The 25,093-nt window shown below is 72.7% G+C and carries 23 protein-coding genes; 10 read left to right on the top strand and 13 right to left on the bottom strand.

All coding sequences use genetic code 11. The annotated features are described in order from the left end of the window. Window positions 1-114 precede the first annotated feature (114 nt). Window positions 115-1,269 carry an epoxide hydrolase family protein gene (locus ACGFNI_RS31715; RefSeq protein ID WP_393688558.1) on the bottom strand — a complete coding sequence of 385 codons (1,155 nt, stop codon included), beginning with the start codon at window positions 1,267-1,269 and terminating at the stop codon, window positions 115-117. A gap of 155 nt (window positions 1,270-1,424) precedes the next feature. After that, the gene (locus tag ACGFNI_RS31710) at window positions 1,425-1,877 is read right to left on the bottom strand and encodes an SRPBCC family protein (RefSeq protein ID WP_393688556.1); all 453 of its coding nucleotides are present in this window, start codon (window positions 1,875-1,877) and stop codon (window positions 1,425-1,427) included. A 56-nt stretch (window positions 1,878-1,933) separates the two neighbouring features. Here ACGFNI_RS31710 and ACGFNI_RS31705 point away from each other — a divergent pair, with 56 nt between their 5' ends. Next, window positions 1,934-2,416, top strand: a complete 483-nt coding sequence (locus ACGFNI_RS31705; RefSeq protein WP_393688554.1) for a MarR family winged helix-turn-helix transcriptional regulator — start codon at window positions 1,934-1,936, stop codon at window positions 2,414-2,416. 260 nt (window positions 2,417-2,676) lie between these two features. Here ACGFNI_RS31705 and ACGFNI_RS31700 read toward each other — a convergent pair whose 3' ends face one another. After that, the gene (locus ACGFNI_RS31700; RefSeq protein ID WP_393688552.1) at window positions 2,677-3,522 is read right to left on the bottom strand and encodes a DeoR/GlpR family DNA-binding transcription regulator; all 846 of its coding nucleotides are present in this window, start codon (window positions 3,520-3,522) and stop codon (window positions 2,677-2,679) included. A gap of 411 nt (window positions 3,523-3,933) precedes the next feature. Between ACGFNI_RS31700 and ACGFNI_RS31695 the strand changes: the two genes are divergently transcribed. Beyond that, complete coding sequence (locus tag ACGFNI_RS31695) at window positions 3,934-6,369, top strand: hypothetical protein (protein ID WP_393688550.1); 2,436 nt, start codon at window positions 3,934-3,936, stop codon at window positions 6,367-6,369. Here the strand turns inward: ACGFNI_RS31695 and ACGFNI_RS31690 are convergent. The 4 genes from ACGFNI_RS31690 to ACGFNI_RS31675 form a co-directional block, all read right to left on the bottom strand. Beyond that, window positions 6,339-8,789, bottom strand: a complete 2,451-nt coding sequence (locus tag ACGFNI_RS31690) for a right-handed parallel beta-helix repeat-containing protein (protein WP_393688548.1) — start codon at window positions 8,787-8,789, stop codon at window positions 6,339-6,341. The two genes, ACGFNI_RS31695 and ACGFNI_RS31690, sit on opposite strands and share 31 nt — an antisense overlap. A gap of 235 nt (window positions 8,790-9,024) precedes the next feature. Next, window positions 9,025-9,630: a hypothetical protein gene (locus tag ACGFNI_RS31685; protein ID WP_393688546.1), complete on the bottom strand. Its 606-nt coding sequence runs from the start codon at window positions 9,628-9,630 to the stop codon at window positions 9,025-9,027. A 156-nt stretch (window positions 9,631-9,786) separates the two neighbouring features. Further along, a complete protein-coding gene (locus ACGFNI_RS31680; protein ID WP_393688544.1) occupies window positions 9,787-10,611 on the bottom strand; it encodes an MOSC domain-containing protein in 825 nt (274 codons plus the stop codon). A gap of 41 nt (window positions 10,612-10,652) precedes the next feature. Beyond that, on the bottom strand, window positions 10,653-11,102 hold the full coding sequence (locus ACGFNI_RS31675) for a DUF6643 family protein (protein WP_393688543.1): 450 nt from the start codon (window positions 11,100-11,102) through the stop codon (window positions 10,653-10,655). A gap of 359 nt (window positions 11,103-11,461) precedes the next feature. On the opposite strand from ACGFNI_RS31675, the gene ACGFNI_RS31670 reads away from it, so the two are divergent. Next, the gene (locus ACGFNI_RS31670) at window positions 11,462-12,856 is read left to right on the top strand and encodes a TerD family protein (RefSeq protein WP_393688541.1); all 1,395 of its coding nucleotides are present in this window, start codon (window positions 11,462-11,464) and stop codon (window positions 12,854-12,856) included. Window positions 12,857-12,872: 16 nt separating this feature from the next. Here the strand turns inward: ACGFNI_RS31670 and ACGFNI_RS31665 are convergent, their stop codons facing one another. Continuing rightward, window positions 12,873-14,021, bottom strand: a complete 1,149-nt coding sequence (locus ACGFNI_RS31665; RefSeq protein ID WP_393688567.1) for a glycosyltransferase — start codon at window positions 14,019-14,021, stop codon at window positions 12,873-12,875. Window positions 14,022-14,194: 173 nt separating this feature from the next. Between ACGFNI_RS31665 and ACGFNI_RS31660 the strand changes: the two genes are divergently transcribed. From ACGFNI_RS31660 to ACGFNI_RS31650, 3 genes are all read left to right on the top strand, one after another. Continuing rightward, complete coding sequence (locus ACGFNI_RS31660; protein WP_393688539.1) at window positions 14,195-15,019, top strand: glutamate racemase; 825 nt, start codon at window positions 14,195-14,197, stop codon at window positions 15,017-15,019. A 134-nt stretch (window positions 15,020-15,153) separates the two neighbouring features. Next, a complete protein-coding gene (locus ACGFNI_RS31655; RefSeq protein ID WP_393688538.1) occupies window positions 15,154-15,771 on the top strand; it encodes a hypothetical protein in 618 nt (205 codons plus the stop codon). A gap of 39 nt (window positions 15,772-15,810) precedes the next feature. After that, entirely contained in the window at window positions 15,811-16,302 is a 492-nt protein-coding gene (locus ACGFNI_RS31650) for an NUDIX domain-containing protein (protein ID WP_393688536.1), read from the top strand. 33 nt (window positions 16,303-16,335) lie between these two features. Here ACGFNI_RS31650 and ACGFNI_RS31645 read toward each other — a convergent pair whose 3' ends face one another. Next, window positions 16,336-16,893, bottom strand: coding sequence for a hypothetical protein (locus ACGFNI_RS31645; protein ID WP_393688534.1), 558 nt, complete (start codon window positions 16,891-16,893; stop codon window positions 16,336-16,338). A 138-nt stretch (window positions 16,894-17,031) separates the two neighbouring features. On the opposite strand from ACGFNI_RS31645, the gene ACGFNI_RS31640 reads away from it, so the two are divergent. Beyond that, window positions 17,032-17,826, top strand: a complete 795-nt coding sequence (locus ACGFNI_RS31640) for a 3-hydroxybutyrate dehydrogenase (RefSeq protein WP_393688532.1) — start codon at window positions 17,032-17,034, stop codon at window positions 17,824-17,826. A 114-nt stretch (window positions 17,827-17,940) separates the two neighbouring features. Next, window positions 17,941-18,141 (top strand): CsbD family protein, encoded by a 201-nt coding sequence (locus tag ACGFNI_RS31635; protein WP_393688530.1) that lies wholly within the window; start codon window positions 17,941-17,943, stop codon window positions 18,139-18,141. 78 nt (window positions 18,142-18,219) lie between these two features. On the opposite strand, the gene proP is transcribed toward ACGFNI_RS31635, so the two are convergent. Beyond that, a complete protein-coding gene (gene proP, locus ACGFNI_RS31630; protein ID WP_393688565.1) occupies window positions 18,220-19,731 on the bottom strand; it encodes a glycine betaine/L-proline transporter ProP in 1,512 nt (503 codons plus the stop codon). A gap of 342 nt (window positions 19,732-20,073) precedes the next feature. Between proP and ACGFNI_RS31625 the strand changes: the two genes are divergently transcribed. Then, window positions 20,074-20,856: a class I SAM-dependent methyltransferase gene (locus tag ACGFNI_RS31625; RefSeq protein WP_393688528.1), complete on the top strand. Its 783-nt coding sequence runs from the start codon at window positions 20,074-20,076 to the stop codon at window positions 20,854-20,856. Window positions 20,857-20,919: 63 nt separating this feature from the next. On the opposite strand, the gene ACGFNI_RS31620 is transcribed toward ACGFNI_RS31625, so the two are convergent. Both ACGFNI_RS31620 and ACGFNI_RS31615 read right to left on the bottom strand, forming a co-directional pair. After that, window positions 20,920-22,356: an MFS transporter gene (locus ACGFNI_RS31620; RefSeq protein ID WP_393688526.1), complete on the bottom strand. Its 1,437-nt coding sequence runs from the start codon at window positions 22,354-22,356 to the stop codon at window positions 20,920-20,922. Further along, on the bottom strand, window positions 22,353-23,300 hold the full coding sequence (locus tag ACGFNI_RS31615; RefSeq protein WP_393688524.1) for a nucleoside hydrolase: 948 nt from the start codon (window positions 23,298-23,300) through the stop codon (window positions 22,353-22,355). Before ACGFNI_RS31615 ends, ACGFNI_RS31620 begins: the two co-directional genes overlap by 4 nt. A 370-nt stretch (window positions 23,301-23,670) precedes the next feature. Here ACGFNI_RS31615 and ACGFNI_RS31610 point away from each other — a divergent pair, with 370 nt between their 5' ends. Beyond that, complete coding sequence (locus ACGFNI_RS31610) at window positions 23,671-24,705, top strand: LacI family DNA-binding transcriptional regulator (protein ID WP_393688522.1); 1,035 nt, start codon at window positions 23,671-23,673, stop codon at window positions 24,703-24,705. An 80-nt stretch (window positions 24,706-24,785) separates the two neighbouring features. Here ACGFNI_RS31610 and ACGFNI_RS31605 read toward each other — a convergent pair whose 3' ends face one another. Next, complete coding sequence (locus ACGFNI_RS31605; RefSeq protein ID WP_393688520.1) at window positions 24,786-24,992, bottom strand: hypothetical protein; 207 nt, start codon at window positions 24,990-24,992, stop codon at window positions 24,786-24,788. Window positions 24,993-25,093: the final 101 nt, after the last annotated feature.

Here is a 25,093-nt window from a genome sequence, read left to right as displayed (position 1 = left end):
TCGGCAGCCCTTCGACGAGCAACACGCCTTCACCTCCTCCTCAGCCGATCTCGCGGTCGCGGCTTGACTTCTTAGGGACGTGAGATGTCTCTCTGCGGTGGGGGTGGTCCTGCGTCAGGGCTTGCCGGGCAGGGAGCGGAAGAACTCCCGGATGTCGGCGATGAGTACCTCCGGTGCTTGCAGGGCGGGGAAGTGGCCGCCTCGGTCGTACTCCCGCCAGCGCGTGACCACATGGGACAGTTTCGCCAGGTCCTGGATGGCGTTGTCCCCGGGGAAGTTCGCCACCGCCGTCGGGATCCCCGACGGCGACGGCCTTTCCGCCGCCAGTTCGGCTCCGGCCTCGAAGTAGAGGCGTGCGGCCGAGCCCGCGGTCCTGGTCAGCCAGAAGATGGTGACGTTGGTCAGGATCGCGTCCCGGTCGATGGCGGTCTGCTGCGTCTGTGTGGGGTCGTAGTCGACGAACCACTCCAGGTTCCAGGCCAGTTGCCCGGCCGGCGAGTCGTTGAGCGCGTAGGCGATCGTCTGCGGGCGGGTGCTCATCTCGTGCAGGTAGCCGGAGCGCCCGTACCACCAGTGCTCGTGGTGGATCGCTCGTTCGCGATCCGCTGCGCTGAGTGGTTCGAGTTCGTCGGGGGACAGGGGCCAGGCGGCGAAGGCCAACGCGTTGACGTGGACGCCGATCACCCGTTCTCCGGCTGTCCGACCGAGTTCGGGTGCGATGAGACTGCCGAAATCCCCGCCCTGGACCGCGTAGCGCTCGTAGCCCAGGTCGCTCATGAGCTGAGCCCAGGCGCGGGCGGTGCGGTTGATGCCCCAGCCGTGCTCGCGGGTGGGACCGGAGAAGGCGTACCCGGGCAGTGAGGGAGCGACGACGTGGAAGGCGTCGGCCGGGTCGCCGCCGTGTGCGCGGGGATCGGTCAGCGGTTTGAGGATCGCCTGGAAGTCGGCGATCGTGCTGGGCCAGCCGTGCGTGATGATCAGGGGTGTCGCGTCCGGCTCGGGGGAACGGACGTGCAGGAAGTGGATGTTCTGTCCGTCGATCTCGGTGGTGAACTGCGGGTGCGCGTTCAGAGCCGCCTCGTGCGCTCGCCAGTCGTAGCCCTCGCGCCAGTGATCGGCCAGGTTCCGCAGCCATGCCCTGTTGACGCCGTAGGACCAACCGGCCCCGGGCAGCTCGTCGGGCCAGCGGGTGCGGTCCAGGCGCTCGGCGAGGTCCACGAGATCTGCTTCGGGAATGTCGATCCGGAAGGGGCGGGGTTCGGATGCCATGCGACTCTCCTGGGGTGTGAAGTGCGCACCGAGGCGGCAGGCCGCTGAAGGTGGTTTGGGGCGCGCGGCAGCGTTCGGCCCTGCGCGTCATGGTTCGGCGACATGCGAACTGGTGGGGCGAACCGGGCCGGGCTGCCCCGGCCGGCCGGACCGGTTCAGGCGCCGTTCTCGACCAGAGCCTTGAGCCGCGGCAGAGTTTTCTCGATGCCCTCGGCGTTCCAGCGGGGCCACGGTGTGCGCACGAGCAGTCCGCGCACCGGCGAGGTGGAGAAGTCGCAGGTCTCGACCACCCGCGTGGCGCCGTCGGCCTCTTCGAGTTCGTAGCGCCAGCGGTGCTTGCCGGGGTGGCACCACGCGATGCGCCGGTCCGCCTCGAACTCGACGACCGTGTTGACGATGTGGTAGCGCACGCCGAACAGTTTCATGGCTGTCTTGAACGTGTCGTCCAAGCCCAGCAGGACCGGTCCCGATACCGCGTTCTTCACGGTGCCTGAACCGTCGAAGTCGGCGTGGCGGTGCGGATTGGCGAGCACCGAGAACACCGCCGAGGGTGGTGCGTTGATGACGATGTGGCGTGAGATCAGGAGTGGGCGGGGTGCGGAGGACATGCGGTTCCCCTCGTTCGCTCATTGCGGCCCGAAGCGCAACATGACAACATGTTGCCATGTCCGAGAAGCTAGCGAAACGACAACATGTTGTCAAGGGTGGCGGCCGGGCCTGTGATGCCTACAGCGCACTGATCGACCAGGTCGGCAGACTCGCCGACGTCGTCGAGGCGATCGGCAATGGCATCGCCCGGCCGACCGGCCAGAGCCTGGCGCGCTGGCAAGTCCTCGCCGAGGTCGAACACGAAGCCGCCCCGGTCGGGGCCATCGCCTGCCGGCTCGGCCACACGCGCCAGGCCGTCCAGCGCGTCGCGGACCTGCTCGTCGACGACGAACTCGCCTGCTACCGGCCCAATCCCGCACACCAGCGGGCCAAGCTGCTCGAAGTCACCCCGACCGGCCGCGCCGCACTGCACAGGATGCAGACGGCCTACACCCAGCTGGCCCTCCGCACCACCGAAGGCCTCGACTCGGAAAGACTCAACCTCGCACGCGAGACCCTCAGCGAACTGCAGCGCCGCCTCGAATCCGAACTCCCCTGACCCACCGGATGGCACGACAGCACCTGGTGGACACCGGCGGCCGGTGCCAGGGCGCCGCCGCCTCGCCCGTCCGGCCCGTGCGCCGAAACCCAGCCGCCCCGGCCCCGGGCGCCCACCCGGCTCCGGGAACCGGCCCCCGCTATGACGTCGGCAAGACCCTCACACGGCCCCCGAACATCACCGAACGTGACGAACGAGGTTGAGGGACAGGACGAGGTCCTGTGCCGGAACCTGCGGCGCACGCCATAGGCGCCGCACCGTCAGATGTCGGCGTCCTGCCAGGGTTCGCCCGCCACCAGGAGTTCGGGGGGCAGCTCCGCGAACTGCTCGCGCATCCCGTCGGCCAGACCGGAATCCGTCACCAGCACATCCACCTCTTCCAGCGAGGCGAACGAACTCAGCCCCACCGTCCCCCACTTGGTGTGGTCGGCGACCACCACGACCCGCCGCGCCGACCGTACGAAATGCCGGTTGGTCTCCGCCTCGGCGAGGTTCGGTGTGGACAGCCCCGCCTCGACCGATATGCCGTGCACCCCGAGGAAGAGCACATCGAAGTGGAGCGAGCGGATCGCGGCATCGGCCACCGGCCCCACCAGGGTGTCCGACGGCGTACGCACCCCGCCTGTCAGCACCACCGTCGCCGCACCCGCGCGCGGGCCCGCGCCGCCGCTCGCCGCCGCCCGCTGCGCCGTGTAGAAGACATCGGCGACCCGCACCGAATTCGTCACCACGGTCAGGTCGGGCACCTCCACCAGCTGCTGCGCCAGCGCGAACGCCGTCGTGCCGCCCGCCAGCGCGATGGCGCTGCCCGGGGCCGCCATCTGCGCCGCGGCCTCGGCGATGTCCTCCTTGGCGCTCAGCTCCAGCGCCGACTTCACCTCGAACCCCGGCTCGTGGGCGCTCGGCTCGCCCACCGGCACCGCGCCGCCGTGCACCTTCTCCACCATGCCCTGGCGTGCCAGTGCGTCCAGATCGCGGCGTACGGTCATGTCCGAGACGCTGAGTCTGCGGGTGAGTTCGTTGACCCGCACCCCGCCGCGCCGCCTGACCTCGTCGAGGATCAGGGCCCGCCGCTGCTCGGCCAGCAGATTCTGGTTGTCGCTCACCCCGGTCCGTCCCTTCCGCCGGGCCGCCGATCCGGGCCGCCCACGCCACTGCCACCCGCCGTCCCGGGCTTTCCTCATCCTCGCACGGGGGACCGACAGCAGGGTCAGGCGATCCCCGCAGACCAGGGCGGTCGCCAGGACCGGCAGCCCCGGAGCCGCGTCGGCGGAGCCCGCCCCGCGCTCGGCAGGTGGCCCTTGCGGCGCCGACCGGCCCGTACGCGCCCGCGAACTCCGGCCCGCGCAGCCGCACTTCGCGCCGACGCCCGATGCGCGGCCGTGGCACACGGGAATCCCAAGGTTTTCCGGCAGAAAGTGACCGGCCAGTAGGGGAGTGAAGCCGTCATCGGGGTAAGGGAGATGCTGGGGGAAAGCCAGGCGCCGGAGAGCGCCACGGACAACGGGGGAACAGCAGTGGAGACCGCGGACACCACACCACCCGCGCGGCCGACGCGCAGCCGAGCGCCGGACGATGCGCCGGACGACGCCATGGCGCCGCAACTCGCCCTGGAACTGCTGGTGCACGGTGTCGGCGGCGCCACACCCCAGGAGATGCTCGGCGACCCGCGCATCTCACTGATCACCGGCGACGACACCGCGGCCTGCTACCGGCGGACCGAGGACGCCGACGCCGAGGAGCGCCCCGACGCGTACCGCGGCGAACCGGTCCGTGAGGCGTACTGCTGGTCCAACCTCACCTCGGGCAACGGCGCCCGCGCCCTCTGGCTGATCCTGCTGCCCTTCATGGTCGCCAACCTCGCCCACTGGATGCGCCCCGCGGCCCCGCAGAACCACCGCGCCCAGCGCATCTACGACGTCCTCGTCCGCGTCCTCGCCCTCAGCCTCACCGTGCTGCTGGCGGCTGCCGCCTGCGAAGTCGCCCTCGACCTCACGGCCTGGCAGTGCGCCGGCACCCCGGTCTGCGTCACCGGCAAGTCCTGGATGGGTTTCGTGAACCCGGCCGACGGCGGCTGGTGGAGCCTGCCGGGCCGCCGCCTCGTCCTCGCCTCCACCCTGCCGCTGCTGCTCATCGGCTTCCTGTGGTGGCTCTCGCACCGCACCTGGAGCGCCTACGAGTCGGCGTCCCCGCCGCCCCGCCGCCCCGGCACCTCGCGCGACACCCCGCCCGCCGAACGCACCGCGCTCAGCCTCGACGGCTTCTGGTACGGCCGCAGGCTCGTCGCCCGGCTGCGCGCCGCGCACTCCACCGCCGGTGTGCTGACCATCGCCGCCGCCCTCCTCGTCGCCACCCGCAAGGCCGACGCGCGGGCCGGCCACGGCGCGAGCCTCGCGGCCACCGGCGACGTCCTGGCCGCGCTGCTCGTCCTGCTGGCCGCCACCACCCTCGTCATCGTCTGGCGCACCGCCCGCAGCGAGGCCGCACCCGACGACACGACCGACCGCCCCGTCGTACGGGCCCTGCCCTACGCGGCCGTCGGCCTGCTGGCCATGACCGCCGTGTACGCAGCCTGGGAACGCCCCACGGGGCACAGTTCGGGACCGCTGCCCGGCGCCGCCGCGTTCGGCGCCATCGCCGTGCTCCAGGGCGCCCTGGTACTCGCCCTCGCCGTCACCGCCAGGATCCTCCAGCGCGCCGCGCCCAACGGCCCCCGCACCGCGCTGCGCGGCATGGGAGGACCCGCGGTCGCCCTGCTGGCCTGCGCGGTCGGCGGGGTGCTGTCCGGGGGAGTGGCCCAGCGGTTCGCCGACTGGATGGACGGCGACGCGACCCCGGGCCAGAACGGCGCCCCCATGGCGGGCCCGCCGGTCCTGCTCTCCTGGCAGGCCGCGGTACTCCCCGTCCTGCTGGTCGTGGTCGCCGGCGTCGCCGTGCTCGCCGCGCTCCGGGTACGCGCCGTACGCCGCAGCGTCATGCCCGACATCCCGGGCCTCTACGACAGCAGGGAGAAGCCCGACGAGTGGCGCACCCGCAAGATCGCCGGGACCATCGCCCGCGCCGGGCTCACCGACGCGGCACCCGTACTCGCCGCGGCCACCGCGGTGGTCACCCTCGTACTCGGCGCCGGGGCGGTCATCGGCGCCTGGCTCACCGACCGGGCGCCAGGCCCCGCCACCGAAGGCGCGCCGCCTGCCGTGCACGCCGCCGCCGAGACCGCCGCGGCCCTCGGCTCCTGGCTGATGGGCGCCGGCGTCATACTCCTGCTCGCCACCGGACGCCGCGCCTACCGCGACCACTCCGCCCGCCGCACCATCGGCATCCTCTGGGACGTCGGCACCTTCTGGCCGCGCGCCGCCCACCCCTTCGCGCCCCCCTGCTACGCCGAGCGCGCCGTCCCCGACCTCACCTGGCGGATGGCCACCTGGACCGAGCGGTTCGACGGACGGCTGGTGATCTCGGGCCACTCCCAGGGCAGCGTCCTGGCGGCGGCTGCCGTCTGGCAGCTTGACCTGGTCACCCGCAGCCGCGTCGCACTGCTCACCTACGGATCACCGCTGGAGCGGCTCTACGGGCGGTGGTTCCCCGCCTACTTCGGCCCGCCCGCGCTCACTGGGCTGCACCGCGAGATGGACGACTGGCGCAACCTCTGGCGCTTCACCGACCCCATCGGCGGCCCCATCCGCCTCACCTGCGAGGACGGCCGGCGGATCGACGAAGGCCCGCTCCGCGACCCGCTGGCGTTCGGCCGCAGCCTGCGCAGCCCGCTGCCCGCCCAGATACTCGGGCACGGCGACTACGCGGCGGACCCGGTCTTCGACAGGGTCCGCGCCGAGCTGATCGCCCGGCTCGGACCGCAGGTGCCACGGCAGCGCCCGGAACCCGGTGACCCCGCGGAGTGCGGCCCGGACAGCGGGCCGGATCAGGGGAGTTCGGGCAGATCGTCGGCGTAGAGCAGGGTGAGGTCGTCGGTGCTCGGGTCGGTCAGCTGCGCCACCCGGCTCGCGTGCCGCTCGACCATCGCCTCGAACGTCTGCCGCGCGGTCCTGCCGTTGCCGAACGACGGCCCCTTGGGCAGCGCCGTGAAGTACTTCAGCAGCGCCTCGTCCGTCCCCTCGCCGAGCTGGTACTCGTGCTCCTCGCCCTGCTGCTCGACGATCCGCAGCAGCTCCTCGGCGCCGTAGTCGCCGAAGGTGATGGTCCGTGAGAAACGGGACGCCACACCGGGGTTGACCGCCAGGAACCGTTCCATCTCGGCGGTGTAACCGGCCACGATCACCACCACCGCATCCCGGTGGTCCTCCATCAGCTTCACCAGCGTGTCGATGGCCTCCCGCCCGAAGTCCCGGCCCGAGTCCTCGGGGGAGAGGGCGTACGCCTCGTCGATGAAGAGCACCCCGCCGCGCGCCCGGTCGAACGACTCCTGGGTGCGGATCGCCGTCGACCCGATGTGCTCGCCCACCAGGTCGACCCGCGACACCTCGACCAGGTGCCCGCGCTCCAACACCCCCAGGGACGCCAGGATTTCGCCGTACAGCCGGGCCACCGTCGTCTTGCCGGTACCGGGGGATCCGGTGAAGACCAGATGCCTGCGTGCGGACGCGGCCTTCAGGCCCGCCTGCTGCCGCCTGCGCCCCACCTCGATCATGTTGATCAGGCCGCGCACCTCGCGCTTGACGCTGTCCAGGCCGACCAGGGTGTCCAGTTCACCCAGCACCTCGTCCGAAGGGCGCCGGGCGGCCTCCGGTTCGGCGGCTGCCGCCGGAGCCGCAGCCGTCCGCTGCGCGCCCTGCGAGGGCACCCCGCCCAGCAGCCCCGCCGTCTGCGTCGCCTGCTGCACCCCGGGCCCCGCCGGGACCTGCGCGGGCGGTACCTGCGCCGCCCGGCTCTCGTCGCTGGTGCAGTCCTCGACCAGCGGGCCGCCGCCGCTGCCGTCGCCCGACGTCCCCTCGGCGAACTCGTAGCCGCCCCGCGCACACCGTTCCGTACGGCACCGTGCCAGTGTCGTACGGCAGCCGTCTATGACGTGGAAGCCGAACCCCGAACTGCCCGTCACCCGGCAGCTGTGGAACGTGCCGCGCCCCTCGGCGGAGACGTAGAAACCCGCCTCGGCCGGTGAACTGACCGTGCAGCCCTCGATGGTGGGGTCGGCGCCCTTGGTGACGATGACGCCGGTCTGCGCGCCGTCGATGGTGCAGTTGGCGAGGGTGCCGCCGCTGCCGTGGTCACGGAACCAGGCGCCGGTGGACGCCTCCCGGATCCGGCAGTCGTCCAGCTGCACCGTCGCGCCGTCGCTGACCGACACGGCGGTGTTGCGCACCTGGGAGAGGTCGCTGTCGACCACGTCGGCGCGCGAGCCACGGTCCAGGACGAACAGAGCGTCCGGCACGTCGTGCACCCGCGTCGAGTCCAGGACGACCGTCGCGCCGTCGCTGACCCACACCGCCGGGTAGTCGCCCGTACTGTCGTGGATCTCGGACTGGTTGGCGTCCGCGCGGGTGCCGGGATCCCAGACCGACAGGCCGTTGCGGCCGAAGTGCCTGACCGTGCTGCGGGTCAGCGTGAGCACCGAACGCGACCGCAGGTCGATGGCGTTCTCCGGGATGTCGTGGATGGCGCAGTCGGCGAGCGTGAGCACCGCGTCGGTGTCCAGCGTGACGCCGTCGGCCGAGGTGCGGTGCACGGTGCAGTCCGTGAAGTGGCCGGTGGCCCGCGCCGCGACCTGCACGCCGGTGCCCTTGATCTCGTACACCTCGCAGCCCACCGCCTCCAGCGCGCTGCCCTCGCCGTGCAGCGACAGGCCCGCCCCCGACGCGTGGTGGACGCGGCAGTTCTCCAGCCGCGGATGCGCCCCGTCCCGCACCGAGACGCCGGCCTGCCCGGCGGCCACCACCTCGCACTCCTCGAAGACGCCGCCGGCGCCGTCCAGCACGCTGATGCCGATCCCGCCGGCGTTGTCGACGGTGCAGCGCCGCACGGTCGGCCGGGCGCCGCCGCGCACCTCGATGCCGGCCGCCGACCGCGTCACCACCCGCAGCCCCGTCAGCTCCGGGGTGCCGTCCTCCACCAGCAGCGCGGGCGACGCCGAATCCGTCGCCTCCAGATGCAGGTCCTGGACGGTCGCCGAGGCGCGGACCGTCAGCGCGACGCCGTCCGCCGGGGCGATCCGCACCGAACCGCGCGCGCCGTCCGCGCCGCGCAGCGTCACCGCGCGCAGCAGCACCAGATTCTCGCGGTAGGTCCCGGCGGGCACGGTCAGCACATCACCGTCCCCCGCGGCCTCCAGAGCGGCGGCGAGCGAGCTGTACTCTCCCGTACGGCGTCGCCAACGCGACGTTCCGGAGTGCGTCACCTGGACCGAGCCCTGTGCCATGGCGCTGTCGTGCCCCCACCTCGTGCGGCTGTTGACGGCCCGGCAGGTTCCGTCCGCTGATGTCCGCTTTCGGGTGCGCCAGGCCCCAGCCGAGTGGCTGGCTGCACCACCGTAGCGCGCCCGGCGGGCGGTAGTTGACATGGTCAGGCACTCCCGGACAGCTCCGGCGACGCGGCGCCGGACATGGTTGAACACCGCCGCACCGTGGCCCGGCGGCGGCCCGCGCGGCGCCGCGTCAGCTGCCCGCGCCGGCCCTGCCCCAGTCCTGGTACGCGCGCTCCCACGCCTCGTCCCAGCGCCGGTAGCGGCGGGCCGTCATCCGCCGCATCACCAGCCTGCGGCAGCCCTCGATCAGGCCGCCGACCACCCCGGCGACGCCGAGACCTGCCAGTACCGCGTGCGCGCCCGCGGTGCTGGTGTCCATCGGCCGCGGCATCACCCTGCCGCGGCCGTCGGTCCAGATCCGGAAGCGGGCCCCCGGCTCCACCAGCCGCGGCGCACCGATCTGTCCCAGATGTGAGCTGCCGTCCCACGCCGTCCAGCGGGCGATGACCCGCAGCCGGGAATCGCGTGGCGTGGACGTCTCCGGGTCGGGGTCGAGGGGAGCGCTGGGTGCCGCCCGGTCGACCGTGGCCCACACGAGATGCCGCTGTGCGCGCTGGCTGCGGACGGTCTCCAGGAGGGTGTCGTACGCGGCGCCGCCCGCCGCCGAGCCCGCGAGGGGCGCGCCCAGGGCGATCAGCAGGACGGTGAGGGCGGTGAGCCAGGACTCGATGCGGTCGGTCGTGCGCCGCAGCGGATTGTGCCGCCGGCGCGGTGCTCCGGCCTTCGCTCGCTTCACAGAACCCCCTCTCCCTCTCCCTGAATACCTCATCTTCCGCCGCTCATGCGTGAGTTCGGCGAAGAGAGACCCGGTTCACTCCGTATGCGGAGAACCGCCGGGGGGCGAGTGACGGGAGTGCGGGCGGGGGTGTGCGGGCGTCGCGGTCCCGTCCGGTCAGTCGAGCACCTCGAAGGCGTCGCCGACCCGGATCGTGCCGGTGCCCTGCGGCACCAGGTTCTGGCCGAAGACCAGTTGGTCGGTGACGCGCCGATGCCGTGCGAGGGTGCGCAGCGGCTCCTTGCCGCGCTCCGCGGTGCGCTGGTCGGTGGTGGTGACGACGCAGCGCCTGCAGGGCTTGGCCACCCGGAAGACCACCTCACCGATGCGGACCGTGCGCCAGGTGTCCTCGGCCCACGGAGCGGTGCCGTCGACGGTCACATTGGGCCGGAAACGGTTCATCGGCAGCGGGCCCTCATCCGCGTGATCGCCCTGCGCGATGAGGGAGTTGAGCGCGTCGAGCGACGAGGTGGTGGTCAGCAGCAGCGGAAAACCGTCCGCGAACGAGACCGTCTCGCCCGGCCGCGCGTACGCCGCGGCGATCGGCCGCCGCTTCCCTGGCGCATCGAGATGCACCAGTTCCACCGGCACGCCCAGATACCCGCTGAACCACTCGGCCGCCGCCGCGCCGGCCGGCACCGCGTCGACCGTGTCCCGCCAGATCTCGACCTCGACCGTCTCCCCGGACCAGGGCACATCGACGGTCAGTGGCGGCATGCCGGGGGCGGTGAGCCGCACGGCATTGCCCGGCAGCTCATCGGCGGCGGCCAACGCCAGCTTCGGGTGCGGCCGTTGGCTCAGCATCGTGCGCTGCGCGTCCACCAGCATCCAGCGACGGTCCCCGGCGAGCCCCCACGGTTCCACGACCGCCTCGCCGGGTCCGGACCCCGCAATGGATTTGACCGGATACACCTGGATGGATCGCAGCGCTGACTCGGGCATGGCCCCATCCTGCCAGCCGCCCGGAAGCGCCGATCGAGCGGTCAGTACCCCCGCGAGGGGTACTGGCGGCCGTACGGATCGTCGTACGGAGCCGCGGCACGCTGCGGCGCGGGCGCCACCGGGGCGGCCGGACGCATCGCTTCGTAGCCCGTGCTCATCCCCGGACGCGGCGGCTGCGGCGGCTGCGGGGCCGGGTAGCCGCGGGTGCCAGCCTGCTGCGGGATGTACGGCGCGGGCGCGTGCTGGAGCGGGGCGACCGGCTGCGCGGCGGCGCCGGGATATCCCTGCGACGGATGGGACGGGGCTGCGGGCAGTGCCGCGGGGAGTGCCGGCAGGTAGGACGAGCCGGTGTCGTACGGAGCGGGAGAGACCCGGATCGGGGCGATCTGCGGTGTACCGCGTTCCGCGACGAGGCTGTCGTAGATCGGGGTGTCCGGGAAGGACGGCGAAGCGTAGTAGCCGCCGCCGTAGGTAGAGCGGGGGGAGGTCATACCTCTTAAGTTAAGCCCACGATGTGCCGATTGGGGAGCCTGGGAAGGCGGTTGTTTCGCGGGTGTCTGACGGGCTCGGCTCATCAATGTGAGCGAACGTGCGAAAATCGGTCGAGATCGACCGTAGAAATCGTGTAAAGACCGCGCTTCTCGCAGGTGAATGGGGGGCGTTCGGCGCGATCAGGGCCAAGTAGGTTGGGGTGCGCCGCTGCTGACGGGGAAACGTGTGGGACGGATGTTTCTCATGGGATCTCGGGGCCGCCGGAACCTGCGGCCGGCGGGGCGGACGCGGCGGTCGGCGCCGGACCGCGGAAGCGGGCCCGGTGGAACGGGAGAAGTGACGAGAGAGGGGTGCGGCGATGTCGATGCGCAAGGGCGGGAACGTTCCGGTACCGGCCGGGGCCGTGCGGGTGGAACTGGGGTGGCGGGCCGCGCCGGGCGCCCCTGACGTGGACGTCTCGGCCCTCCTGCTGGCGTCGGGCAAGGTGCGTGACGACGCCGACTTCGTCTTCTACAACCAGGCGGTGCACGCCTCCGGCGCCGTAAGGCACGAGGGGAAGCGGCAGGTGGGCGGCGTGCTGACCGACACCGTCGCGGTCGATCTCGCCGCCGTGGAGGGCCCGGTGGAGACGGTGGTGCTCGCGGCGTCCGCCGACGGCGGGACCTTCGGCCAGGTCCCCGGGCTGTACATCCGGGTGCTCGACGCGGCGGACGGCGCCGAGATGGCCCGCTTCGACAGCCAGGACGCGTCCCGCGAGACGGCCTTCGTCCTCGGCGAGCTCTACCGCCGCCAGGGCGCCTGGAAGTTCCGCGCGGTGGGGCAGGGCTACGACACCGGACTCGCCGGTCTGGCCACCGACTTCGGGATCAGCGTGGCGGCCGAGCCCGAGCCGCGGACGCCGACGGAGGCAACGGCACCGGGCCCGCCGCCCGCCGCCCCGCCGGTGGCCCCGCCGCCCGGACCGCCCGTGCCGCCTCCCGCCCCGCCGATGCCGCCGGCCGCGCCCCCGTTGACGTCCGGTCAACCCGCGGCGTCAACCCCGCAGCCCGGACACCCGGCGCCCGCGCCCGCTTCCCCTCCCGTCCGCCTGACAAAGATCACCCTGACGAAGGAAGCTCCGGCCGTCTCGTTGACGAAGCAGGGCGGCACGTCCGGCGCGATGCGGGTGAACCTCAACTGGACCGGCGCCAAGGCCGGCAAACGGCTCGGCAAGAAGATCGGCCGCAAGGCCATGGAAGCGCTCGGGGCCCGCGGCGCGCTGCTGCCGCAGACCGGCGACCTCGACCTCGACCTGTGCGCGCTCTACGAACTCACCGACGGCAGCGCAGGGGTGGTGCACCCGCTCGGCAACAGCTTCGGCGCGCTGCACGCACCGCCCTACGTCCAGCTCGACGGCGACGACCGCACCGGCGCCGTCACATCGGGCGAGAACCTCACCATCAACCTCGACCACCAGGCGCGGATCCGCCGCATCCTGCTCTTCGTCACCGTCTACGCCGGCGCCCGCAGCTTCGAGGGCCTGAACGCGTCCGTCACCCTCCAGCCGCAGCACGGCGCACCGGTCGATTTCACCCTGGACGCCTGCACGGTGCCGTCGCCCGTGTGCGCCCTCGCCCTGATCACCAACACCGGCAGCGAACTCGTCGTCCAGCGCGAGGCCCGCTACCTCGTCCCGCAGCCCGGCGTCAGCCCGCAGCGCACCGTCGACCACGCCTACGGCTGGGGCCTGGACTGGTCACCTGCCAGGAAGTGAGCGAGGGGCCGGACGCTCAGGGTGCCCCGTACGTCCGGCCCTTCCACGCCGCCCCGCGCCCGCGGTGATGCTGCACCGCCGAGTCCACCGTCATCAGCAGATACAGCAGCGCGGTGAACGGCAGCAGCAGCGCCGTCCACAGCGGCTGCCGGTAGTAGCGCAGCATCGGGCAGAACGTCCCGGCCATCACCGCCCACGCCGCGCCGCCCGCCACCGCGGCCTGCGGACTGTCGAGCGCGGCCCCGGCCAGCAGCACGGCGGGCGGCGCCAGATAGACCAGCGCGAGCCCCAGGACCGTGCCGAGCAGCAGCAGCGGTTGGTGCCGCAGCTGGGCGTACGCGCTGCGCGACACCATCCGCCACAGCTCGGCGAGGCGCGGATACGGCCGCACGCTGTCCACCCGGTCGGCGAGCCCGAGCCAGATCCGCCCGCCCGCCGACCGCACCGCCCGCGCCAGCGCCACATCGTCGATCACCGCGTGCCGGATGCACTCCGGAACCCCGGCCCGCTCCGCCGCGTCCCGCAGCAGCAGCACACAGCCGCCGGCCGCCGCCGCGGTCCGCGCACCGGGCCGGTTGATCCAGCGGAACGGGTACAGCTGCGCGAAGAAGTAGACGAACGCCGGGACGATCAGCCGCTCCCAGGGCGTCGCCACCCGCAGCCGCGCCATCTGCGACACCAGATCCAGCCGCGCGGAGCGCGCCGCGGCCACCAACTCGCGCAGGCTGTCCGGCTCATGGGCGATGTCCGCGTCCGTCAGCAGCAGATACTCCGGGGCCATCCGCTCGCACGCCAGCGTCATGCCGTGCCGTACGGCCCAGAGCTTGCCCGTCCAGCCGGGCTCGGGCTCCCCTGGCGAGGTGACCGTCAGCGCCAGGCCGTCCCGCTCCGCCGCCAGCGACCTGGCAAGCGCCGCGGTGCCGTCCGTGCTGCCGTCGTCGACGAGGAACACCTCGGCCCGGCCCGGGTACTTCTGCGCCAGCAGCGACGGCAGGCTCACCGGCAGCACCTCCGCCTCGTCCCTGGCCGGTACCACCACGGCAACCGAAGGCCAGCGCTCCGGATCCCGCCGGTGCGGCAGCCGCACGTCCGTACGCCAGAAGAAGCCCTGCCCCAGCAACAGCCACAGCCAGACCAGCAGAGTCCCGGCACCGATCCACTCCATCGCTCCCACGGCCCGCAGTCTGCCGCACCGCAGGCGGCGGGAGCGGGCGATCGGAGCGGTGTCCCGCGCGGGCGTCGCCGGGGGAGCGGCCGGTGCGCGGGTTCCGGCCACGGCCCGGCCGGTACGACCTCCCGGTATGACAAGTCGGGCACCCGGCTGAGTAGAGTGTCCGGGTGAAGATCGCGCTCATGGATTCCGGTGCCGGGCTGCTCGCCGCAGCCGCCGCCGTGCGTCGGCTGCGGCCGGACGCCGATCTGGTCATCTCCTGCGACCCCGACGGCATGCCCTGGGGTCCGCGTACCCCCGACGACGTCACCGCGCACGCGCTGGCCGTGGCCCGCTCCGCCGCAGCGCACCGCCCGGACGCCCTGATCGTCGCCTGCAACACCGCGTCCGTGCACGCCCTGCCGGCGCTCCGCGCCGAACTGGAGCCCGCGATACCGGTCATCGGCACGGTCCCCGCCATCAAGCCGGCCGCGGCCGGCGGCGGGCCCGTCGCGATCTGGGCCACCCCCGCCACCACGGGCAGCCCCTACCAGCGCGATCTGATCGCCAGGTTCGCGGACGGCCTGGACGTCACGGGCGTGCCCTGCCCGGGGCTCGCCGACGCCGTGGAGCAGGCGGACGCCGCCGCGGTCTCCGCCGCCGTGGCCGCCGCAGCCGCGCGCACCCCCCGCGACGTACGCGCCGTCGTCCTCGGCTGCACCCACTACGAACTCGTCGCCGAAGAGATCAGGGACGCGCTCCAGCAGCCCGGCGCCCCCGCCCTGGTCCTGCACGGTTCCGCCGACGCGGTGGCCGCCCAGGCGCTGCGCCGCATCGGTGCCGAGCCGGCGCCCGCCGCCGCGCCGACCGGCGGTCTCCGCGTGCTTCTCAGCGGTCGCCCCGGCGAGCTGCCGGACGTCGCACTCGCCTACCCGGAGGGCCGTCTGCTCGCCGGATCCGGTGCGCCGGAAGGCTCCGTGTCCGACCGCCGGGAGGCGGCGCTGCCGCGCTGAATCCCGGTGCGTCCGCCACCCCGCAGTGTGTTGCGCGAAGCCCGCGGCACGGTCCTGGCAGGCGGCGGACGGACGGGCCGCACGGGGAGTCCGGCACCCTGCCCCAGCGTGCAAAGGCGCGTACGCTGCGTCTCATGAGGGACCACCCCCAGGACGGGGCAGCCACCCCCGATCGGCACTCCGGCACCACCGGCGCGGGAAAAGGCGCACGGCCCACCTCGGGTGCCCACCCGGAGCCGCCCGAGGTCTGGCAGGGCAGTGCCACCAACCGGGTGCAGTGGCTGCTGGCCGCCATCGGCGCCGCCTGCCTCGCCCTGGGCGTCCAGCTCGCCGTCGACAGCTCCTGGACCTCCGGCCTGGTGCCGCTGGTGATGGCCGTGGTCGGCTGTGTCGCGGCCGGTCTGCTGGTGCTGTTCGGCACGCTCGCCTTCGTCCATGTCGCGGTGCGCGTCGACAAGGAGTGCCTGGAGGTGCGCTGCGGCCACATCGGAGTGCCGCGGCGGCGGATCCCGCTCGACCTCGTCGTCGATGTGGCGATCGCCCGGCAGGTCACCCCGCGCCACTGGGGCGGCTGGGGCTACCGCTGGCGGCCCGAGCAGGGCACGGCCGTGATCGTACGGCGGGGCGAGGCGCTGGTGCTCAAGCTCGGTGACGGACGGACCTTCACGGTCACCGTCGACGACGCCGAGGGCGCGATGCGCTACATCGCCGGCCGGATCGGCCTGCGCGGGGGCAGCCCGGCAGGTGCCTGAGCGCCGGGCGGGGGCGGCACGTCCTCTACAGTTCACGACATGGCGACACCCGATTTCATCCGCGACCTCCGGACCTCCATCGGCCATCAACTGCTGTGGCTGCCCGGCGTGAGCGCCGTCGTCTTCGACGACGAGGGCCGGGTTCTGCTGGGCAAGCGCGTGGACACCGGGAACTGGTCGGTCATCGGCGGCATTCCCGAACCGGGCGAGCAGCCCGCGCAGACCGCGGCGCGTGAGGTCTTCGAGGAGACGGCGGTGCGGGTCGTGCCGGAGGGCGTCGTCCTCGTCGAGGCCATGCAGCCGATGACCTATCCCAACGGTGACCACTGCCAGTTCATGGACGTCACGCTGCGCTGCCGTGCGATCGGCGGCGAGGCAGCGGTCAACGACGACGAGTCGCTGGCGGTCGGCTGGTTCGCGATGGACGCCCTGCCGGTGCTCGACGACTACTCCCTGACCCGGATCAAGCGGGCCCAGGAGGCAGGCCCCGCGTGGTTCCAGGGCATGGGCGAGGAACCCGCCGCCCCGTAGCGCGGCCGGGTCCGTGTGGCCGGCCCGCCGCTCTCACAGCTCTTCCGTCGACGGCTCGTCCATCGGCGACGACGGCTCGTCCGGCAGCGGCGGCAGCTGACTCTCGTCCGGGGCGCTCGGTTCGTCGGACGGGTCGGTGCCGTCCCCGGACGGCTCCTCGGTGTGCATCTCCAGCCGGTCCTTGTGGCAGCTGCTGATCCAGGTACCGGTGGGGCCGCTCTCGTACCGGCAGAACCAGCCCCGTACGGCCAGCGTGCCCGCGTCGTCGCCGGAGTCCTGCGGCGCCCGCTCGAAGAAGTCGGCCATCACGTCATGGGCCTCTTCGCAGCCCACGGTGCCGTCGGCGCCGGGGTCGGCGAAGAGCGTGACGCTCTCCGACGTGCCGAGTGCGTCGCGGATCTCGCCGCAGTCCACCGGCTGGCCGGGGACCGTGGGCGTCGGCCCTGCGGACCGGGGCGCGCCGGGCGACGACGGGCTCGGCGCCCCGGATCCCTCGGAGACGGCCGCGGGAGCGTCCGCGGTCCGGCCGCCGGTGCAGCCGGCGGCGGCCAGGGCGAGCAGCACGGTCGGCACGGCGATGAGTCGGCGCATTCGGACTCCCTGGTGTCGGCGGCGCGCAGGCGGCGTGCTGCGTCTTAGGACGCTAGGAGTCCGGCGGCGCCCCGGCGATCCGGGGCGGCCGTTCGAGTGAGGCGGCGCGGCGCAGGGGACGCGCTCTAAGGTGCGGTCATGACTGCGATCGGTACACCCGGGCCCGTCTCCCTCGACCTCGAAGGCCGTACCGCACTGGTGACCGGCGCGGCCGGCGGCATCGGGCGCGCCTGTGCGCTGCGGCTGGCGGCGGCGGGCGCGACGGTACGTGCCGTGGACCGCGACGCGGAGGGTCTCGACCGGCTCGCGGGCGAGGTGCCGGGCGACGTACCCGGAGCCGTCGAGCCGCGCCCGCTGGACCTCACCGACCTGGACGCGGCGGAGCGGGCGGCGGCCGGCTGCGACCTGCTGGTCAACAACGCGGGCATCCAACTCGTGCGGCCCATCGAGGAGTTCCCTCCCGAGGTGTTCCACGAGGTGCTGACGGTGATGCTGGAGGCGCCGTTCCGGCTGTTGCGCGGCGCGCTGCCGCACATGTACGCGGGCGGCTGGGGCCGGATCGTCAACATCTCGTCCGTCCACGGCCTGCGCGCCTCCCCGTTCAAGTCCGCCTACGTGGCCGCCAAGCACGGCCTGGAGGGTCTGTCGAAGACCGCGGCACTGGAGGGCGCCCCGCACGGTGTGACATCGAACTGCGTCAACCCCGGCTATGTCCGTACCCCGTTGGTCGAGCGGCAGATCGCCGACCAGGCGGCGGCGCACGGCATTCCCGAGGAGCGGGTGCTCGCGGACGTCCTGCTGGCCGGCTCCGCCCTCAAGCGGCTGGTCGAGCCGTCGGAGGTGGCCGAGGCCGTCGCCTACCTCTGCACCCCGCAGGCGTCCTTCATCACCGGCACGTCGCTGCGGCTCGACGGCGGCTGGACCGCGCACTGACCGGGCCCGGCCCCGGCCGCGCCTTACCGATGGCTGCCTCCGGATGCGGGGCGGCGGGATGCGGGGCAGCGTGGTGCCGTTCCGTCCCCGACCGACCGGACAAGGGAGTGCGCCATGGGTGGCAAGAGCGGCAAGGACAAGATGAAGGGCAAGGCCAAGGAGGCGGTGGGCAAGGCCACCGGCAACGACCGGATGGCCGCCGAGGGCCGTACCGACCAGGCCAAGGGCGAGGCCAAGCGCGCGATGGGCAATGCCAAGGACAAGGCGGAGGGGATGAAGGACTCGCTGAAGGGCCGCCGCGACCGCGAGTCCTGACGCCACGCTCCGGGAAAGCGCCGTGCCCCGGTCCTGCCCTCGCGGGCGGGCCGGGGCACGGCGTGCGTGCGTCGCAGGTCAGTGTCCTGACCAGGGGTGGCGCAGCCGGATCCAGAGGTCACGGGCCCGCCGCCCCGCCTGCGTACGGCTGAGGGCGACCAGTTGCTGGGCCTGCTCCTCGTTCTCCACCATCGGCCCGGAGCCGCGCAGTGGCTTGCCCGCCGTCTCGTGGAGGAAGAAGCTGGCGACGAGTCCGATGACGCCGGCGGCCATCAGGTAGTACGCGGGGACCATCTCGCTGCCGGTCGCCTGCACGAGCGCGGAGGCGATCAGCGGGGTCGTGCCGCCGAAGAGCGACACGGAGATGTTGAACGAGATCGACAGGGCGCCGTACCGCAGCCGCGTCGGGAAGAGCGCGGGCAGCGTCGAGGCGGAGGTACCGGCGAAGCAGACCAGCAGGAGGCCCAGGATCAGGCATCCGAAGGCCGGCAGCAGGATGCCCCCGGCGCGGATCAGCAGCACCGCGGGCGCCGCCAGGGCGATCAGCGCGATGCTGCCCGCCATGAAGACCGGCCTGCGGCCCCAGCGGTCGGACGTCCGGCCCACGGTGGTGATGGTGAGCACCACGACGATCATGGTGCCGAGCACGAGCAGCTGCGCGGTGAGGTCGTCCTCGCCGAGGGTCTCGGACATGAACGTCGGCAGGTACGAGGTCACCATGTAGTTGGTGACGTTGTAGAGCAGCACCAGCCCCATGCAGATCAGCACGGCTTCCCAGTGCTGGGTGAAGATTTCCTTCAGACGCCCGTGGCCGGACTGGCGGGCCACCTCCACCGGGTCCTCGCCGCCTTCGCTGCGGGCCTTCTCGGCTTCCTCGTGGGCCTGTTCGGCCTCGCGCTGGAACGCCGGTGTCTCCTCCAGGCGCAGGCGCATGTAGAGCCCGATGAGCCCCAGTGGTCCCGCGACCAGGAAGGGGAGGCGCCAGCCCCACGACACCATGCTGTCTTCGCCGATCACGGCCGTGAGAATCGTGACCATTCCTGAGCCCAGCGAATAGCCGACGAACGTGCCGAAGTCGAGCCAGCTGCCGAGGAATCCGCGGCGCTTGTCGGGTGCGTATTCGGCGATATAGGTGGTGGCGCCCGCGTATTCGCCGCCGGTGGAGAATCCCTGCACGAGACGGCAGATGAGCAGCAGAATCGGTGCGCTGAATCCGATGGCCGCGTAACTGGGCAGGAATCCGACGGCGAAGGTGCTGATCGCCATCATGATCATGGTGGCGGCCAAGACGCGTTTACGTCCGATGCGGTCGCCGAGCGGCCCGAAGATCAGCCCGCCGAGCGGCCGGACGAGAAAGGCGGCGGCGAAGGTGGCGAAGGTCGAGACGACTTGGGCGCCGGGCGAACTCGACGGAAAGAAAACCTTTCCCAGGGTTCCGGCCAGATAGGCGTAGACGCCGAAGTCGAACCATTCCATCGTGTTGCCCAGAGCGGCTGCGGAAACCGCGCGGCGCACTTCGGGTTTGTCGGTGATCGTCACGTCATCGGCGGTCAGTGACTGTTTGCGGCGGCGCAGCAGAATACGGAGCAGGCGGTCAGTGGAGGCCGTGCCTCCAGTGGCCGCGGTCCTGCTGTGCCGGGAGTGCGACGGATTTCGGCGTCGAGGGCTCATGTCACCCCGTCCAGGGCGGTGTTGGGGGCCTCATTGTTCCGCGATTATTCCCCGAACATTCCGCCTGGGGAGCAGGCACACGGGCGCCGCGTGTCGCCCGCGCGGGGCGGCCGTACGGCGGTCCGGCACGGGCTGGACACCTTGTTGCCTGTGGCAAGCTCTTGCGTGCCTGTGGCAATAAGGAGCGAGGCGTCAGCCGCTGCCCCTCGGCGTTCGGCAGTCGGGCGCCGCGACGGGAGACAGACCGAGGAAAGGTGCGTCATGAGCGAGACGATCACGCGGGTGGACTGGCAGTCCTGGCAGGACAGCTGGGACCGGCAGCAGGAGTGGTACATGCCCGACCGCGAGGAGCGCTTCCGGGTCATGCTCGACTTGGTCGAGGCGCTGGCAGGACCTGCCCCTGTGGTGCTCGACCTCGCCTGCGGCACCGGCAGCATCACCGACCGGCTGCTGAAGCGCCTCCCGGGCGCCCGCAGCACCGGCGTCGACCTCGACCCGGCCCTGCTGACCCTCGCCCGCGGCCACTTCGCCGGTGACGGGCGGGCGGAGTTCGTCACCGCGGACCTCACCGACCCGAAGTGGCGGGACGCGCTGCCGCACCGTTCCTACGACGCGGTGGTGACGGCGACCGCGCTGCACTGGCTGGAAGCGGAGCCGCTGCGCACGCTCTACGGCGACATCGCCGGTGTCCTGCGGGAGGGCGGCGTCTTCCTGAACGCCGATCACATGGCCGACGCCGCCGCCCCGCGGATCAACGAGGCGGTGGCCGCCTTCCACACCCGCCGCAAGGAGCGGGAGCAGACGGCCGGGGCGCTCGACTGGGCCGCCTGGTGGAGCGCGCTCGCCGACGATCCGGTGCTCGCGGAGCCCGCGCGGCAGCGCTTCGACCTGCTCGGCGACCCCCGGGAACCGGCAGGTCCCAAGGCCGGTGACCGGCCGACGGAGACCCGCTGGCACCTGGAAACCCTGCGCGCGAGCGGCTTCGCCGAGGCCAGGCAGGCGTGGTGCTCACCGAGCGACGCCCTGGTCGTGGGGCTGCGCTGACGGCCGTGGGCAGCGGCCTCGGCCCTGAGCCCCGCCGGACGGGCGGGGCTCAGGACCCGGTGCTCACTCCTGCGCCTCGGCCGCGACCGGCTTCGGGATCAGGAAGGACGCCGCGATGGCCGCGGCCAGGATGACGACACCGGCGATCATGCCCGCCGTGTAGCCGCCGGGGGAGGCGGCGTCCGCGGGCTTCGCGGCGGTCTCGACCGCGTACAGCACGGCGAAGCTGAGACCAGCGCCGAGGTTGAAGGCGCCCGCGTTCAGACCGGGCAGGAAGCCCGGGTTCTCACGCGGGGACAGCACGATGCCAAGACCGTTCAGCACGATGTTCGTCACGCCCGCGTACGTCACGCCGATCAGCAGCGACATCAGCAGCAACAGGATCCGGGACTGACCGTGCAGGGTGAGGATCATCAGGACGACCGCGGCGACCGACCCGACCAGGCCGCAGCGCAGGATCCGCCCGTAGCCGTAGGTGGCGGCGAGGCGGCCGGCGACCGGGCCCATGGCGAGCCCGGCGAGCGCGTACGGCGTCAGCGTCCACCACGCGGACTGCTCGGCGGACATGCCGAGACCGGCCTGCGCGTCCTGGGCGAACGCCGGGATCAGCCCGTTCATGACGGCGAACACGCCGGTCATGGTGAGCACGGTGGTCAGCAGCGTCGCCCAGGTCGCCCGCTGTTTGAGGTGCCGGGTGGCGACCAGCGGGTGGCCGCTGCGGTTCTCCGTACGCCAGAACAGCGCGAAGGCGACGGCGGCCAGCACCACCAGGCCGGCGATCAGCGGCCAGTTGGCGGCGGCGAGCTTGCCCGCCTCGTTGAGCGCGATCAGCAGCGAGCCGACCGAGACGACCAGCAGCACGACCCCGGGCCAGTCCATCCGGCTCGTCACCGGCGCCCTGGACTCGGGGGTCAGGGTGGCGACCAGCACGGTGGCGACGGCCGCGACGCCTGCCATCGCCCAGAAGACCGAAGCGAAGCCGTGGTGGTCGGCGAGGTAGCCGCCGGCCAGCGAGTCGACGCCGGCGATCCCTCCGTTCACCGCGGTGATCACCCCGAGCAGCGTGCCGTACCGCTTCGGTTCCTTGACCTCGACCCGCAGCATGATCAGGCACAGCGGGACGACCGGGCCGCTCACGCCCTGGATGATGCGGCCCGCGAACAGCATCGGCACGCTCGTCGCCAGCGCGGCGATCACACAGCCGACGACCATCAGGCCCAGCATTCCGGCCAGCACCTTGCGGCGGCCGATGACGTCGCCGAGCCGCGGCAGGAAGAGCGAGAACAGCGCCGCCGAGGTGAAGAACGCGGTCTGGGTGAGGCCGATCTCGGCGGAGCCGGCACCCAGCGAGTCCTGGATGCTCTTCAGCGCCGGGCTGAGCATGCTGGCGTTGAGCTGGAAGGCGAAACAGGCCGCCAGCAGCGCCGCGACCAGGACACCCACTCGGACCCCTGAACCGCCCGGCGTCACGGCGCCGCGCGGTGCGGTGGAGACACTCATGCCGCGCCGTCGCCGATCCGCTCCAGCGCGTCCACCACGAGGTTCCAGAACCGCTCGTGGTCGAGTGCGACCGCGACCTGTGTGGTGCAGTCGGCGGGGGCCGGCGCACGGAAGTCGGCGACGGTCATGCCGAGGGTCAGCCCGCCGCGCAGCTCCACGTCCACCGGCGCCTTGCGCACGGTCATGACGTCCGGGTCGATGACGTATGCGACCGCGCACGGGTCGTGCACCGGCGGGAACTCGAAGCCCTGGTTCTCCCGGTACGCCTCACGGAAGAAGTCGAGGAGTTCCAGGACGAAGGTGGCCGGCTTGGTGCCGACCGCGGCGATCTTCTCGGCGACCTCGGGGGTGGCCAGCGCCTGGTGCGTGAGGTCGAGGCCGACCATGGTGACCGGCCAGCGCTCGTTGAAGACGATGTGCGCGGCCTCGGGGTCGATGATGATGTTGAACTCGGCGACCGCGCTCCAGTTGCCCTCGTGGTAGCCGCCGCCCATCAGGACGACCTCACGGACCCGCTCGGCGATCCGCGGCTCCTTGCGCACGGCCAGCGCGATGTTGGTCAGGCCCGCGGTCGGGACGATGGTGATCTCGCCGGGCTCGTGGGACATCACCGTGTCGATGATCAGGTCCACGGCGTGCCGGCGGTCCAGCTCGATGTCGGGCTCGGGCAGCTCGGGCCCGTCAAGACCGGTCTCGCCGTGGATGTCGGGCGCCGTCTCGATGGCACGCACCAGGGGGCGCGGGCAGCCGGCCGCGAACGGTACACCGGTGATCCCGGCTATCCGTGCCACGGACAGCGCGTTGCGGGTCACCTTCTCCAGCGTCTGGTTCCCGACCACGGTCGTGACGGCGACCAGCTCGACGTCGGGGTTGCCGTGGGCCAGGAGCATGGCGATCGCGTCGTCGTGCCCCGGGTCGCAGTCGAGGATGATCTTTCTGGCCAACGGAAGAGCCCCTTTGCTCTGGTGCTTCGGTCTGCCGCTTCCCGGGCGCGGTCCTGTACACCGGGCGCGGGCGCCGCCGCACCGGTGGCGGACGGCGCGGGCGCGAGGGGCGCCGCCGTCGGCCCCGGGCGTGGGCTCGGGACACTTCACGGGAAAACGTTCTCCGGAAACTTGACCCATGAACCAGCAGCTTGTCAATGACTCATATCGCATTCTTCGGGGCGATTTCCCGGCATCCCGCTGGTAGATGGCGCCGCCGAGCCGCTCCCGCACACCGGCGGGGGACAACGTTTGCCGCACCACGTACGGGGCGTATGCTCCGTCCGGCCCGCACGGGCCGTACGCATCGAAGGAAGGGGGCCGGGGGACGGTGGTCGAAGTCACCCTCAAGGATGTCGCCCGCGCATCGGGCTGTTCCGTCGCCACGGTCTCCCGCGTCCTGGCGGGCACCCGCCCGGTCGGCGCCGAGACCGCCCGCAGGGTGCGGGACGCTGCCGAGCGCCTGGGTTACCGGCCCAACCACGTCGCACGCGCCCTGCGCAGCCGCTCCACGGGCACGGTCGGCCTGGTCCTGCCGCAGATCACCAACCCGTTCTTCCCCGCCCTCGTCAGGGAACTGGAGCACGCCCTGCACGCCGAGGGCAGGGCGTTGCTGCTCGCGGACTGCGACGACGACCCGGAGACGGAGGCCGCCAGGATCGGCGCCCTGCTGGACCGGCAGGTCGACGCGCTCCTGGTGGTACCGGCCGACGAGCGGCGCAGCCGGCCCGCGGTGGCCGCGGCGGCGGCCCGGGTGCCGCTGGTGCTGCTCGACCGCGGCTGCGGCGCCGGTGTCGCCGATTCGGTGGCCGTGGACAACGCCGCGGGCATGACGCTGGTCCTGGACCACCTGGCCGCGACGGGCCGCCGCAGGCCCTGCTTCGTCGGCGTGGCCGGGACGGCGTCGACGGCGGTCGAACGGCACGCGGCCTACGAGGCCGGCATCGGCGCCCTCGGCCCTGACGTCCCGCGGCGGGCCGAGTTGGGCGACTTCTCCGTGGCATGGGGGAGAGCTGCCGCGGACCGGCTCTGGCCGTCCCGGCCCGACGCCCTGGTCTGCGCCAACGACCTCATCGCGGCCGGCGCGCTCCAGCAGCTGCGCCGGCTGGGCGCCGACGTGCCGGGCGAGGTCGCGGTCACCGGCTTCGACGACATCCCGCTGGCCGGACTCGCCGACCCGGCCCTGACCACCGTCCGCCAGCCGGTCGCCGAACTCGCCGCGGAGGCCGCCCGGTTGCTCGCCCGCCGGCCGTCCGCAGCGGCCCCGGCGGCCCGCCGCGCGGTCCGTCTCGCGCCCCGGCTCGTCGTGCGGGGCTCCAGTGCGCCGGACCCGGCGGCGTCCGGGCGGTCCCGGGCGCCCGCCTGAGACGGTCAGGCGCACAGGCGAAGGCCGCCACCACGGAGCGTGGTGACGGCCGATTTCCGTGTGCGGCTGTCCGCCGGCTGTTACCAGTTGCCGTCGATGGAGCCGCCCTCACAACCCTGGAACCACACCGGGTTGCCCTCCAGGACGGCTGCGCCCTGAAGGCACTTGAAGTACTTGGCGCTGAGGCCCGAGTTGTCGTCGTGGCCCCCCGCCATGGCGGTGCCGGCGCCGCTCAGGATGATGGTGGCGGCGAGAGCGGTGGCCGAGATGACGGCGCGGATGCGCATGGATACTCCTCATGGGTTCGCGGAGATACTGGCATGGACAGAGATCACCTTCGCGAACCACTTCAAAACGCCCACTACTCCGATCGTGTGAGCCGCCCGGT

The sequence above is a fragment of the Streptomyces sp. NPDC048644 genome, assembly GCF_043199105.1.
GTDB lineage: Bacteria > Actinomycetota > Actinomycetes > Streptomycetales > Streptomycetaceae > Streptomyces.
The sequence above is the reverse complement of the archived record's forward strand: the minus strand, read 5'-3'. Positions and strand labels throughout refer to the sequence as shown.